Origin of the sequence: Flavisolibacter nicotianae, assembly GCF_003628535.1 — a bacterium.
Lineage (GTDB): Bacteria > Bacteroidota > Bacteroidia > Chitinophagales > Chitinophagaceae > Flavisolibacter > Flavisolibacter nicotianae.
The window spans coordinates 69,852-84,433 of sequence record NZ_RBCI01000008.1 but is presented as its reverse complement, the minus strand read 5'-3'; the positions used below and the strand labels follow the sequence as shown (position 1 = coordinate 84,433).

Genomic DNA, 14,582 nt, shown 5'->3' with positions numbered 1-14,582 from the left:
GAAACACGTTGAATCGATCAGAAAAAAAGACCGGACGGTTGCCCGTCCGGTCTTTTCGATACAATTTGTAAACACAATCGCGAATGGCGATCCTATTTTTAGAAACCCCATTTTTTCATGATGGCCAGGTCGGCTTTGACAGAATCCAATGGCGTCTGTCCCTGGTAGGATTCCTGCTCGATAATGAAGTGTTCCGTTCCACCCATTTTTTTCGCCATGTCAAGGATCTCTTTCACCTTTACCACGCCGTTGCCGAGGATCGTGCTTTCGTAGCCACCTTCCATTTCGCCCTTGTTGGCGGCTTTGATTTCGTCCTTCACGTGCATGGACTGGAAACGACCGGGATACCGTTTAATGAAATCGGTTCCCCGTCCGCCGACGCCGTAAAAATTGCCGATGTCCAACTGGTGAATCACGAAGGCCGGGTCAGTGTTTTTAAGGATCACATCGTATAATGTTTCATTACCCACTTTGGTGCTGATCTCGAAATCGTGGTTGTGGTAGCCAAACTTCATCCCCGATTTTTTGCACAACTCACCACTCTTGTTGAACAGGTCCAGAAAGTGCATCAGCGCATCGTGATCGTTGCGCAGCTTTTCATCCATCCACGGGCTGATGACATATTTCTGCCCCATCAGCGCCGCGTCGTCCACCGTGGCCTTCCATTCGTCCGTAAAGTCTTTTTTGGATTCATCCCAATGCGTAGCCCGCATGACCGTATGCCCACTGGGCATGTGCAGGCCCAGACCGTCGAGCAGTTTCTTAAACTCACTGGGCGTATAACCGTAAAATTTCCGGTTCACGTAATTGGCATGTTCCACATAGCGGTAGCCCATATCGGCCAGCGCTTTCAGCGTGCCGGCGGGATCTTTTTTCATGTCATCGCGGACTGAGTACAGTTGAACGCCGGTAAGATGTTTTGCTGCCGTCGAGGCAAACAACGGGTGTGTGAAGATTGCGGCGCCTGCGAGGGCAAAGGAGGATTGCCTCAGAAAGGCTCTTCGGGTTGTATTCATATAGCCTGGTTTGTGTTTTGCCAACAAGATAATCCATCTGCTGCAACTTCGCTCCCGGCAAAAACCGTTTTTTTCACGGTTCTTGATGTTGATGGACAAAATGCTTGTTCGCTTGCATAAAAAAATTCTTTTTTACCAAGTCTGAAAAGGATGTTGTAAACTTGGCATGTACACCCGGCGACAGGTCTTTGCAGGACGTCAACCAGATTGCTATGCCCAGTGATTCAACCATTTTTTTCGCAAAACCAATCTCCCAGCCGCCAACAGTTACGAGGGCACGGGTCGGCCTCTTCGGGACAGACGGTTCGCCGCGGAATTGCAGGGAAATGGAGCAAAACACGGGCACCACAAAGAACTGCGAGGGACTGCAACCGGCGTGCGAACACCACCAGTACACTGTTAAAATGAACGATAAAAACAACACAGTATGATGAAGATTGCAATGCTTGGATCAGGCTTTATCGGCCGCTTCTATGCAGACTCCATTCAGGGAAACCGCAGCGGCGACAAGATTGTCAGTATTTATTCCCGGCGGGAAGAATCAGCCAAAAAGTTTGCAGCCGATTACGCGGTGGCGCACTGGACGCTCAACATGGAAGAGTCGATCGCCAATCCCGATGTGAACATGGTGTGCATCGCCCTTCCCAACAACCTGCACGAAGAAGCCGTTATGCTTTGCTGCAAGCACAAAAAAGCCGTGATCACCACCAAGCCGCTGGGCCGCAATGCTGCCGAGGCCAAACGCATGCTGGACGCGGTAGAACAGGCCGGCATTTTCAACGGCTATCTCGAAGATCTAGTGTATACGCCCAAGTTCCTGAAGGCGCAGGAAAGCGTGCAGAAAGGTTCGCTGGGGCGTATCCTCTGGGCCAAGTCGCGGGAAACCCACCCCGGGCCGCACAGCAACTGGTTTTGGGACCTGGAACAGGCCGGCGGCGGTTGCATTCTCGATCTTGGCTGCCACTGCGTAGAGATCTCCCGCGGCTATATCGGCAAAGACATCAAACCGGTTGAGGTGATGTGCTGGGCCGATACGCAGGTGAAACCCATCGATGCGGAAGACCATGCCATCGGCCTGGTAAAGTTCGAGAACGGCGCCATCGGGCAGTTCGAGGTAAGCTGGACGTTCCGCGGCGGTCTTGACCTTCGCGATGAAGTGATGGGTACGGAAGGTACCATTTGGATCAATTCGTTTTTACGCACCGGTTTTGAAATGTTCACCTCCGGCAAAAGCGCCGATTACCTGGCCGAAAAAGCGGAGAGCAACAGCGGCTGGCTTTTTCCCGTGGGCGACGAACTGAATGAACTGGGCTACAATCATATGTTCCTGGATATGTTCAGCGCCTTTGAAAAAGGACGGGCACCTAAAGAAACTTTCTACGACGGTTACGTGGTGAACGCCGTGCTGGATGCAGCCTATAAGTCGTCGAAAAGCAAATTGTGGGAGCCGGTGCAACTGGAAGACTGGCGTGGCCGTACCGGCGTGGGCAAAGACAGCCATCTCACCGAATACGATGCGGACCACTATTTTGTAAAAGAAGAAGTGACACACTACGGTGCCAAAAAACTGATCCTGAAAAACAAAGCCTCCGGTAAGTTTATCGAGAAGGTTGTGGAAGAATAGCGGGGCAATGAGCAGTCGGAAGTAAAAGACCCGTAGAGTTTCAGTAAAGAAAATAAAAGCAAAAGGGCGGAAAGTCATTTTCCGCCCTTTTTAATTCCAATCGTTATTGTGTTTTCAATTACGTGGACATTTTCTTAGTCGATACAGGCTGCCCTTCGCAAACATTCTGAGCAAAAACGCAGCGTGTTCAATGGATAGAATTCATTTTTTTCAGACACTGCAAACTGCCGACTGCTTACACCTTAATTTTTTAGTGAAAATTTAATAGAACTGCACCTTCCAGGTGGCGGAAAATGTTTCCGTCGGCGCCAGTTTGTTGATGCCTTCCTTGTGCGCCAACTCGCCATCGGCTTCGGTGCTGTCGGCAATGCCGCACCAAGGTTCGATGCAGACAAAATCCGCTCCCGGTGCTGCCCACAAACCGAGATAAGGAAAACCGGCAAACGAAAACCGCAAGCCGTGGGGCGTCTTGTCCGACTCCAACCGCACTTCGTCCGACTGCAGGTGCTTCAGCACGATCGCGTCTTTTTCAAAAAGCGATTTTGCCAGTGGCAACACGTCGGTGTTTTGCAGGAAAGGCTCCGGTTCCGCGCCGATCTGTCCTCCGGCTGTAATGGGCCAGCGGCCGGCTGTTTCGGCTTTGTTGAAACGCAGGCGGTAATCGGCATAGGACGTACCCTCTGCCAGCGGCACTTTGAATGCCGGATGCCCGCCCACAGAAAAGAACATGTCTGAAGCACCGGTGTTCTGCACCCGGTAGGTCACGGACAACTCATCCCCTTCCAGCAGGTAGGCGACGTAAAATGTAAATTCGAACGGGTAGACCGGCCGCGTTTCGTCGTTGCACTGCAGCGAAAACAGGATGTGGTGAACGTCCTGTTTTACCACGATAAATTCCTTGTCGCGAGCAAAGCCGTGCCGCGACAATTGGTAGCTCTTGCCGTTGTAACTGTATGCATTGTCTTTCAGTTGCCCGACGATGGGAAAAAGCACTGGCGAGGTTTTGGGCCAGAAGGCCGGGTCGGCACCCCACATATACTCCAGCCCGTGGCCTTTGTGAGCCACGCTTTTCAACTCAGCGCCCTTGCTGTCGATGGTAACTTTCACCTTGTCGTTTTCGAGATGGAACATAATTCTAAATTAAGAAGGAAAGCGCAGGTGAATGAAATCTTTCTGTGTAAAAGTGAAGTTTGGTCTTGCGCCTTTGGATTTGGAATTAAATGTAGTTGGAAGCAAGAAGCGGGTGGCAAGAATTGTTGCCTGCAATAACAACATCATACTGCTAGTAAACTTTAACAGAAGTTAAAATTCGCAACAATTATTATTATAGTCCAAAACCATAAACCATGACTAAGCTTTCCATTCCTGCTTCATTGATTATTCTTCTTTTTGTTGTTTGTGCCTGCCAAAAGGAAATTACGGGTACTACAGATCACTCCTTCATTCAAATGACGACTACCAAAGCCAATGATTCACTTAACTATACCCGGTTTTTTTATGACAGTCAAAACAGAATTGTCATAATCTCGGATAGTTCTAACAGCGGTCACAAATACATAAAGGGTTTGACGTATGATACACAAGGAAGACTTGCGGTAGTAACAGACAGCTTTGACGGTGCCTTAAACGATTCCTTTTCCTTTCTTTACGATAGCAAGGGTCGGATTGTACAAAAAATAAGCAATTCTTCTTCAGGATCTGGGAATTCCTTGCAGAACACCTATGCCTATGACCAGAAAGGCAGGCTTATCGCTGATACAACGTATAGTTCTTGGTCCAGGATGATCTATCAATACACCACCTATCGTTATGATGAAAACAACAACATTGTTGAACGAAAGACCTTTGATGCGACAGGTGCATTAGAACAAACCATTCAGGCGCAGTACGATACGAAGCCAAATCCTTACAGCCATTTTGGACTGGTTTTATATTTTACAGGCAACTATTATAGTTTGAACCAAAACAATTGTTTAAGCGAAAGCTATCCAGATGGTACAAAGTTTTCTTACGAATACCAGTACAACAGCATGGGGCTGCCGATACGGTTTAGCGTGAAAGACAATACCGACCCGCTGATAATCTATGGAAATTTTTTATATTAAGGCAACTCATTCGAAACACACTGCGGCGTCTTTCCCGACGCGTCTCCCGCAGCTATATTTTGCCACGAAAGCAAATCTCAGCGGTGACACACCGGATGTAAAAACAGCCAACTAAGGCATTACTACATCACGACCTGTAAGGCCTTCCTGCAAAAGAAGGAAGGTGCGTATATTTAAGCCAAGAGGCAACGCAAACACGGCACCAGCGAACAATGAATTATTTTCAACCCAGGACAGCAGCCGAACGGTATTCGAAAGGGCGACCCGACTTCCACAGCAACACGATCAGGCATATCAAAGACTATTTGCACCTCGACAAAAAACTGGATAACGCATTGGACATTGCCTGCGGAACCGGGCTTTCCACCAAAGCACTTCTGGAAATTGCCACCCATGTTTACGGGACAGACAGTTCGCAAGAGATGTTGAACCTGGCAGCGCAGCCCGATAAAATTCGGTACGCTGTTGCCCCGGCAGAACAACAACCGTTTGAAGACAGTCGCTTCGACTTAATTACAGTCAGTTCCGGCGTCCATTGGTTTGACATTGATAGGTTCCTGGCAGAAACGAACCGGCTTTTAAAACCCAATGCCTGGCTAGTGCTTTACGAAAATCACTTTATTGCCGAAATGGCCGGCAATGACAACTTCACCAACTGGTTTTTCGCTGTCTATCTAAAAAAATTCCCGTCTCCACCCCGCAACAATGCCTACGCCTGGACCACGGAAAACCTGGCTCCAAAAAATTTCAACTTTGTCATGGAGGAAAGATTTAAAAACGCCGTTTCCTTCACGAAAAAACAACTGGCGCTTTATTTTACCACGCAGAGTAACATCATTGCAGCGGTAGAAAAAAACCTGTTTACATATGAACAGGTGGAGAGTTGGTTGAACCAGGAACTTTCTTTCTTTTTCGACAAGGACGATGCACTTCAAACCATTCGGTACGGAAACTGGATCAAGTATCTTCAACGGGCATGCTGACAACAACGACACCAAAGAACAGCCGGTAAAAATCACCGCGTTTTCAATTGGTCAATCTTCAACTGGTCGGCTGCTTTACTATTGGCACGTATCCGGCAGCGAATGAACTGAATGCCCCGCTCCGCTTCTTTACATCTTGCACTCCTCACACGGAAAACAGATTTCGATTTCACAGCCTTTCCCCGGCTCGCTTTTCAGGCGAAAATCGCCGTGGAGATGTTCGGCCCTCGTTTTCATGTTGGTAATGCCAATGCCCATGCGTTTGGCAGTCGTGTCGAATCCCTGCCCGTTATCGGTGATTCGCAGGCAAAGTTTTTTCTCCTTGCGGTAAAGTTCGATACAAGCCACCTGGGCCTGCGAGTATTTGAGAATGTTGTTGAGCCCCTCCTGTACAATGCGGTAAACAGCAAGGTGCAGGTCCTGCGACACGCAGCAGGCACTCACGCCTTTGGGCATATAAATAATTTCCAGGCGTCGCGTGAGGTTGATGGAATCTACCAGTTCCCGAATCGAATCCTGCATGGAAATACGGCCCAGCGTGGGTGCCGACAGGCGCTTGGAGATGCTGCGGATTTCATTGATGCAGTCCTGTGTGTACTGTGCCGACTTGCTCAGCAACTCTTTGTCCTGCACATACCCGGTCAGGTACATTTCGTTGTATAGCTTCACCGTCGTCAGGATCTGGTTCACGTTGTCGTGTAGCTCCAGTCCCATTTGCGACCGCTCGGCCTCCTGCGCCTTGATCACCGCCGATGTAATTTCCTTTTGCTTGTTGAGCATTTCGCGGTTCAGCTTTTTTTGCAGCCTGATGCGGTCGGTAATGTTGCGGGAGTTTGCCAGGATACCCTGGATAGAGGGAGTTAGGTAATGGTTGGTGCAGCGGGTTTCCAGCCAGAGCCAGTCGCCGTTTTTGTGCAGAAAACGGTGCTGCACACCTTTGGCATTTTCCGGATCCTGGAGCACGATTTCCATTTCGCCAGACACTTTTTGCACATCGTCGGGGTGAATAAAGTCTAGGGCATCGCGGCCGGTCATTTCCGCTGGCAAGTAACCCAGCACGTTGGTCACGTTGTCGCTGCAATAGGAGAACTGACCCGTGTCGTCAATCACCACGATCATGTCGGAACCGTTCTTCACCAGTGCCTGGAAACGTTGCTCGCTTTCATGGAGCGCATCCTCCCTGTGTTTTTTCTCGGTGATGTCACGGGTGTTCACCACCAGTCCGTTAACAGCCGGGTTGTCCAGTTGATTGGAGACCGTGGTTTCCATCCACCGCCACTCACCTTTGTTGTTTTGAAAGCGAAACGGCGGCACTGTCAGCGAGGAATGATTGGCAATGTCCTGCAGACAGCTTGCCGTTCTTTCGATATCATCGGGGTGGATGAACTGGAACGCGTTTTTGCCATTGAGCTCTCCGGCCGTAAAACCCAGAAGAGACTCCACATTACTACCAACGAACTGGTAATTTCCCTGCAGGTCAATGATGCCGATCAGGTCATTGCCATGCTGCACCAGTGTGCGAAAACGCTCCTCGCTTTGTTGCCGGGCCAGGTCGCTTTGTTTGCGTTCGGTGATGTCCTGGATGATGCCGATGGTTTTCACCGGCTGGCCGGCCAGGTCGCGGATCACTTCCCGCAGGCGGCTGATGTAGACAACCCGGCCGTCGGGACAAACAATCCGGTATTCCACCACGCCTTCGTGCGGCTGGTCCATTCGCGAAATATTTTCCCGCACCCGTTCCATGTCATCGGGATGAACCATTTTCCAAAACAGTTCGGACGTAAACTTCGGATGGACCTTGCGGTCGATTCCAAAAATATCGAAGAGTGTATCGGACGTGTAGGTGTATTGTTTGGCCAGCACATCGTATTCGTAATTGGCCATCCGGGCAATTTGCTGGGCTTTCAGCAGGCGTTGTTCGATCTCGCATTTTTCCGAACAATCCCTTGCCACGCAATACAGGAGTTGGTCTCCTTCATCCCACCGCCCCGACCAGATGATGGACTTTACGGTGCCGTCTCTATGAATATAGCGGTTTTGAAAATCGGAGGTGCGGCAGTTGTCCGTCCGTTGCTGCACTTCCCGCACAGTTTTTTCCACGTCATCGGGGTGAATAAAATTCAGGAAAGAGGCCCCGGTCATTTCGTCCGCCTCGTAGCCAAACAGGTGGGGAGCCGAAGGGCTGACATACCTGAAGATACCCGTAAGGTCAATCACACACACCACGTCAACGATGGAGGCAAGCAGTTTTTGGGGATCAATGGCAAAAGGTTTTGGTTGGCTCCGGGAAGCGGAGTCCGTAAGGACGGATTGGATTTTCATTCAACTAAATTACACGCTTCACCGCAAGCACAAATGCGAAATCAACAGCCTAAAGGTTTTTCCTTAACTTGAGCTAAGAGCCGCATTCTACGAGGTTCCGATCCAGCGCAGTTACAGCATTGCTTGAAGGGAACAGGCAGGTCAAACAAAAACAGCGGGGTCAACCCCGCTGTGCACCTTTTAAAACAAGAGAACTCAGTTACCGGATTTTGTCATTTTATCCAATTGGGTGATTTGCCCTATCGCATCCACCCGCACGGTTGTCCACGTTTTTTTATCTTCCAGGTTAAGGATATAGAACATCTCTTCGCTGTTGGTGATTTCGGTTACACCGAAGATGGATTTGCCCGGGTATTTTTCGGCCACTTTTGCTTTCAGAAAAGCGCAAAGCTTGTCGCCGGAATAATAGTTCCGAGTGCTGACGATCTTGCCATTCAGATCGTAGCGGATATGGTATTTCACCTTGTCTTTTTCGAAGTAAACATCGTAATGGTTTTCGCCTTCAAACCATTTGGCATCATCCACTGCCGGAAAAACGGCAGCAAATTGCTTCAATACTTTTTCACCAATGGGAGGATTGGCAAATGACGTTGCGGCAGCCAAGATAAACGCAAGAAGTACGAGGGTCTTTTTCATAATAACAAATTTGAGAGTGAGTGAATTGTACCGTCAAATTAGACCCCGCTAAGAGTGAAAAAAAGACAAATCACGACCAACGGCAACCGAACCGGCAAGCAATGCCCTTAACATCTCTTTCACCTTCCGGCGAAACGTTATTTTGTTTGCCTGAAGGAATCTTTTTTCACACCGAAACATGTAACACGCCACCCGAACCAGCCATTCCCGTTGCAACAAAAAACCGGAATTTTGGATAAGCGGCAAGTTGTACGAAACATTTCGCACACAAAAAAGACCACCCCGGAGGGATGGCCTTATGGTACCGAAAAAGAACCAACTAGGGCACGATTTTCAGTGTCAGCATTTGCGTTGCCGGCGTATTCTTTGAACCCAGTGTTAGCTGCGTGCCGTCCTCTTTTACCGCCTTGGTCACTTTCAGTGTGGCCGTTGCCGATGTGGCCGGCGGCGTGATGACGTTATTGGGAATGGCCACCGTGGCTGTTGCCGCGGTTTTTTCCTTATCGAAAGTCACGGTCTGGTTGGTGAGGTTAAGACCCCCGCCGGTCACATCGTAATACACGGTCACCTTTTGCTGCAAACCGGTGCGCATCTGGAAGGCAATGTCCACCGATTCGCCCTGTTTCACCGTTTTGGCCTTGGTGCTGGTCAGCTCCACGTAGGGAGGCAGGGAGTTGCTGAAGTCAAATCCTTTCGTGGCGGCTTCGTCTTTGTTGCAGGCCGCAACAACGAACAGCACCACGAAGAAAAATACGGTTGCAGGTATTTTTTTCATATTCAAGTTTTAGAGGTCAAACCACATTTTTGTGTCGTAGCGGATCTTTTCTTTGGGCGCATTCGGGTTGGCGGCAATTTCGGCCGTGACCGGGTACTCGTACCGGCGGAACAGGCCACCCGCCGGCGCACCCGTGGGAAGGGTCAGCGGCGGCACCTCGTCGCCTTCGGGCCCCGAACGGCGCCATTGGGTAAAGGCATCGAGGCCACGGTCCCATTTGTCGATCCAGTGATGGTAATGAATGTATTTGACCGCTTCGCGTTGCGAACCGAAGGAGCTGAGGTTGGGTAGCGAAGCGGCAAAGGTGGCAGCCGTAGCAGCGGCGTTGTCGGCAGCAGCAAGGAAAGCTGCGCTGTTTCCACCCGAAGTGACGAGGGTGGCGGCTTTTGCCTGGGCGGCATAAAACTTCACCGATTCTTCCACGGCTTTTTTGTACAGCGTGTTTGCCTTGGCCATGTCGACAGAAACGCCCAATCCACGTGCATAAACCTCGGCTTCGTAAAACAACTCTTCCTGGTAACTAAACAAAACTTCAGGCTCGCTGGCGTTGTGAAAATTGCGGTTGACCCGCGCATGCACATCGTCATCGAGGTCTTCGCCGGGATCGGGTGCCACATAGGTTGCCGCCGTAGCCGGCTTTTCGAAGAAAATGCCAAGCCGGGGATCGTTGATGGGATTCATGAAATTCACCAGCCACTTGGACGCACCAAAAAATGACTGTTCGCTGTTGTACTGTTTGTTCAGACCATACTTCGGATTGTAACGTCCGGCCGTATTGTAATAGGCGACCAGGAAATTGTCGGCCGGAGAACTGAGCATCCCACCTGCCGTTACCATTTGCCCGATGGCCGCGGCCTTGCTGGGATCTTTGTCCACCATGATCATAAGGGTGCGCAGTTTCAGCGACCGGGCCACTTTTTTCCATTTTGCGATGTCGCCCTTGTAAAACAGGTCATAGTCTGAAATTTTCAAAGGACTGGCCTCGTCAAACTGGGCCAAGGCATCGTCGCACAGCTTGATGATGCCTTCGAGCACCACGGGCTGCGGGTCAAATTTCGGATACGCGATATCCGTATTCAATGCTTCGGTAAACGGCACATCGCCATACAGGGTGGTCAGGTCTTCAAACACAAATCCCAGCAGCACTTTGGCTTGCGCCGCAGCATTGTTGTTTTTTACCGGTGCCGCTTCGGCAAGCCGGATGACTTCTTTCAGGTTGACGCCGGCAAACGTGTAGAGCGTCCGCCAGGTATTGCCCAGCGAAAGGGCATTGACATCGTATTGCTCTTCCGAGGGAAAGCCCCAGGCGGTTGGATTGTTGCCTCCCGACGCAATGGCCTGTCCTGTTAATGAGATCGGGATATAGAGGTCGCCCCCCGCCCGAACGTTGACATAGTTCACAATTGCGTTGGAAAAAAGAAGTTTGGGATCCACCACTTCCGCGGCATTGGGGTTCTTGTTGATGTCGAGGTATTTTTTACAGGAGGTGCCCAGTGTGCTCACCAGGAACAGTGCACCGAGTATCTTGATTGTTGCTCTTTTCATTGTTGTTTTCTTTAGAAGGTTGCTCGCAGATTGATACCAAATGAACGGGTGGACGGAAGGTTGTAAAATTCCACGCCTTCACCCACGCTTGCCGATCCAAACAGGTTCACTTCGGGGTCGATGTGCGGCACGTTGGATTTAATCAGCCACAGGTTTCGTCCTTCCACGCCAAGGCTCAGTCCCTTCACAAAGGCCTGGTTGGTGAACCATTTGGCCGGGAAGCTGTAGTTCAGCACGGCCTCCCGCAGCTTGATGTAGGAGGCGTCGAAGACAGCCGGCTCCGAAGCGGTGTTGTTGCCAAACTGTCCCCAGAAATCCTGCATGCTCTGCACCGGAACGGTGTTGGGAACATATTTGCCGGTAGCTGCATCGAGGAGAACACCTTTGTCGATAATGATCTTGTCGCGGTCGATCGCGGTTTCCTTGGCAAGCCCCAGGCTCCGCAGGGTGCCCACGGTACCGGAATAAAACACGCCGCCCTGGCGGAAATCGAACAGGAAACTCAGGTTGAGTCCTTTGTAGCTAAAGCTGTTGTTGATGCCCATGGTCCAGTCGGGGAACACGTTACCGAAGCGCTGGTCGGTCACCACGCGGCGCAAGCCGTTGTTGGGATTGATTACTATGTTGCCGCTGGGGTCCCGTTCGAAACCCGTGCCCCACATACCGATCTGCTCCCCGTTGCGGGCCCGGATCTGCAAGCCGTTGTAGGCACTGGCAAGCGTGTATTGCTTGATATCGGCCGGCAGGTCTTCCACTGTTTGCCGGTTCTTGGTGAAGTTCACGTCGATGTCCCAATTGAAGCTTTTCAGCATCAGTGGCCGTCCGCTCAACGTCAGTTCAATGCCTTCATTTTTGATGGCGCCTGCATTTACACGTTTCGTCGCAAAACCCGTTGATTGCGGCAACGCCAGGGCAATGATCTGGTCCGCCGTTTTGGTGTTGTAATAGGTGAAGTCGATCCGTGCCCGGTCTTTGAGGAAGCGCAGGTCGATACCAGCCTCGTACGATTGCTGGTTCTGCGGCTTCAGTTGCGCATTGGGGATCGTTGGTGGAATGGTGAATCCCAGCAGTCCGCCAAAGGGAAACTGCGAACCCTGTCCGTACTGGGCAAACACTTGGCTTACGGCCGTATAGTTGAACGCAAGCTGGTAGGGATCGGTGTCGCTACCCACATTGGCCCAGCTGGCCCGGATCTTTCCATACGAAAGCGGCTTGGGTTTCCACAGCTCCGTGAACACGAAGCTGGTGCTGACGGAGGGATAGAAATAAGAGCGGTTTTCGACAGGCAGGGTGGAGCTCCAGTCGTTGCGGCCCGTTGCATTCAGATAAAGATAGTTCTTGTACGACAGGCCAACTTCCCCGAAAACGCCGATAATGCGGCGCTTGTTGGAAGTATTGGAATTGGTCACCGTTGCCGCATTGCTAAACGTATACAACTCGTCCACAGTCAGCTGCTGGGCATCGGCCTGGTCGCGGCGGTAATAGGCCTCGTAATTGTTCAAACCGGCCAGTGCACGGATATTGAGATCGTTGGTTACCCGCTTGTCGGCGGTGATGATAAAGTCGTTGTTCAGGATGCGGTTGAACAGGTTCGCCTGGAAAAAGTTTCCCTGCAACTGGCCGGCCGTACCGGGACGGGTCACCAGCTTGCGAAACTCGTTGTACACATCACTGCCGAAGTTGTTGGAGATGGTCAGCCAGGAAATGGGTTTGTAGCTTAATACCGCGTTTCCATAGATGCGTTCCACGTTGTTTTCGGAGGTGTTGTTGTAAATCACCCAGTAAGGGTTGTTACCGGTCCGTGTCGGTGTCAGCGTAATCTGCTGCCCGGTAACCGGGTCAACATAATTGGCCTTCAACGCACGGCTGTCGACGGTTCGCGGCAGGAACTGCACGATCTGCACCAGCGAATTGGAGTTGTTCGAAGATTGAATGGGCCGGTTCTTCCCGATGGAGCTGACGTAATTGAGCGTGGTGCGCACATCAAATTTGGCCGACACGGCGCGGCCCGCATTCAGGTTGATGCTGTTGCGGCCAAACGATTCTTTCTCCACGATGCCCGTCTGGTAATAGTTGGTATAACCGAGGCGGAAATCGCCGGATTCGCCGCCGCCTTCAAAGGAGATCGAGTTGATGTAGGTGTTGCCCGTCTTGTAAAAGTCCTTCACGTTATCGGGATAGGCTTGCAGTTTTACCTGCTGGCCCAGGAAATTGGGAAAGGTGCGGTCCTGCACTTCGCTGATCTTTGGCCCCCAGCCGTTGGTGCTGTTGATAGAATACACGCCGTAATTGCCCTGTGCATACTCGTTCTGGTAGTCGGGCAGGCGCAAGGGCTTATCGAAGCGCACCGACGAATTGAACCGCACCACCGAGGCACCGCGTTTTCCCCGCTTGGTGGTGATGATGATGGCGCCGTTTTTAGCACGGGCACCGTAGAGGGCTGTTGCCGCCGCACCTTTCAGCACGTTGACCGATTCAATGTCATCGGGGTTAATGTCGCCGGCCCTGTTCCCAAAATCCACCCCGGCCGATCCCTGTGGCACGGCCGATGGCGTGGTGGCCAGTTGCTGCGACGAATTGTCGATAGGCAAGCCATCAATGACAAAAATGGGCTGACCGCCGCTGGGATCGGAAAATGACGACTGGCCGCGAAGGATGATCTTGGATGAACCACCAGGGGTACCCGATTGCGACGTAACACGCACCCCGGCAACTTTACCGGCCAGCGAATTGACGACATTCGATTCACGGGCCTTGATGAGTTCATCACCTTTCAGGTTGGTGGTACTGTAGCCCAATGATTTTTGCGTACGGGTGATGCCCATCGCCGTCACCACCACTTCCTGCATCGCATTCTGGCGGGCCGTGTTCAGGGTGACGGACACATCGTCTTTGCCCGCAACATTTACTTGCTGCGGCTCAAAACCGATGCTGGTGAGTAGCAGCGTGTTGCTGCCGGGGGGCAGGTCAATGACAAACGTTCCGGTTTCGTTGGTTCGTGTACCTACGCGGGTGTTTTGCACCTGTACGGACACATTCGGGAGCGGGGCACCGGCACTGTCGGTCACCACACCTTTCACCTGTCTCGTTTGTGCAAATGCCAGCCCGGTTACCAACAGGGCAAAGCAGAGCAAAAGCGCCTGGATCTTTCTCATAAATTGAAGGGTTGACGTTTATGGATATTCGTTAAAACCGGCAAGATGAGGATTCACCTTTACCATCTTCTTTGGGCAGGTTTTCAGCAATGACTTTATTCCACCAAAGCATGAAAATGGGGTACCGAAAACAACAGGAGACATGCAACGGAATCAACGGGATAAAATGTTTTGTTCTGGCCAATCACGTATTCTTCACATCGAAAGAAGTTGCGCCGCACGAACAATCGTATACAGCAAGGCAAACGTGTTGCAACACAGCCGTTCTGTTTCTTCCCGTATTGCAGTCTGATTATACATTATAAATATAACTAAATTTTGCCACTGCATTTCCAAACACAGGTGAACAACAAATGGCACTGCTGCGCAGATTGCCTGTGCCAGATCCAAGTTTTTTCGCAATCAAAAGCGGTCGGCGAGA

The 14,582-nt window shown here is 51.1% G+C and carries 10 protein-coding genes; 3 read left to right on the top strand and 7 right to left on the bottom strand.

Annotated features, from left to right (window positions below; all coding sequences use genetic code 11):
* Nucleotides 1–98: 98 nt before the first annotated feature.
* A complete protein-coding gene (locus D6024_RS18710; protein WP_121356432.1) occupies nt 99–1,016 on the bottom strand; it encodes a sugar phosphate isomerase/epimerase family protein in 918 nt (305 codons plus the stop codon).
* A 427-nt stretch (nt 1,017–1,443) separates the two neighbouring features.
* Here D6024_RS18710 and D6024_RS18700 point away from each other — a divergent pair, with 427 nt between their 5' ends.
* A complete protein-coding gene (locus D6024_RS18700) occupies nt 1,444–2,640 on the top strand; it encodes a Gfo/Idh/MocA family protein (protein ID WP_121356281.1) in 1,197 nt (398 codons plus the stop codon).
* A gap of 261 nt (nt 2,641–2,901) precedes the next feature.
* Here the strand turns inward: D6024_RS18700 and D6024_RS18695 are convergent, their stop codons facing one another.
* Nucleotides 2,902–3,771, bottom strand: coding sequence for an aldose 1-epimerase family protein (locus D6024_RS18695; RefSeq protein ID WP_121356280.1), 870 nt, complete (start codon nt 3,769–3,771; stop codon nt 2,902–2,904).
* A 215-nt stretch (nt 3,772–3,986) separates the two neighbouring features.
* Here D6024_RS18695 and D6024_RS18690 point away from each other — a divergent pair, with 215 nt between their 5' ends.
* Together D6024_RS18690 and D6024_RS18685 are read left to right on the top strand one after the other, a co-directional pair.
* A complete protein-coding gene (locus D6024_RS18690) occupies nt 3,987–4,745 on the top strand; it encodes a hypothetical protein (protein ID WP_121356279.1) in 759 nt (252 codons plus the stop codon).
* Nucleotides 4,746–4,957: 212 nt separating this feature from the next.
* On the top strand, nt 4,958–5,728 hold the full coding sequence (locus D6024_RS18685; RefSeq protein WP_121356278.1) for a class I SAM-dependent methyltransferase: 771 nt from the start codon (nt 4,958–4,960) through the stop codon (nt 5,726–5,728).
* 129 nt (nt 5,729–5,857) lie between these two features.
* On the opposite strand, the gene D6024_RS18680 is transcribed toward D6024_RS18685, so the two are convergent.
* The 5 genes from D6024_RS18680 to D6024_RS18655 all read right to left on the bottom strand — a co-directional run bounded on the left by D6024_RS18680 (nt 5,858) and on the right by D6024_RS18655 (nt 14,161).
* Nucleotides 5,858–8,050 (bottom strand): PAS domain S-box protein, encoded by a 2,193-nt coding sequence (locus tag D6024_RS18680; RefSeq protein WP_121356277.1) that lies wholly within the window; start codon nt 8,048–8,050, stop codon nt 5,858–5,860.
* A 195-nt stretch (nt 8,051–8,245) separates the two neighbouring features.
* Nucleotides 8,246–8,686, bottom strand: a complete 441-nt coding sequence (locus D6024_RS18675; protein WP_121356276.1) for a hypothetical protein — start codon at nt 8,684–8,686, stop codon at nt 8,246–8,248.
* 319 nt (nt 8,687–9,005) lie between these two features.
* A complete protein-coding gene (locus D6024_RS18665; protein ID WP_121356274.1) occupies nt 9,006–9,461 on the bottom strand; it encodes a hypothetical protein in 456 nt (151 codons plus the stop codon).
* Nucleotides 9,462–9,470: 9 nt separating this feature from the next.
* Nucleotides 9,471–11,006 (bottom strand): SusD/RagB family nutrient-binding outer membrane lipoprotein, encoded by a 1,536-nt coding sequence (locus D6024_RS18660; RefSeq protein WP_121356273.1) that lies wholly within the window; start codon nt 11,004–11,006, stop codon nt 9,471–9,473.
* Between the two features lie 11 nt (nt 11,007–11,017).
* Entirely contained in the window at nt 11,018–14,161 is a 3,144-nt protein-coding gene (locus D6024_RS18655; protein WP_121356272.1) for a SusC/RagA family TonB-linked outer membrane protein, read from the bottom strand.
* Nucleotides 14,162–14,582 lie beyond the last annotated feature (421 nt).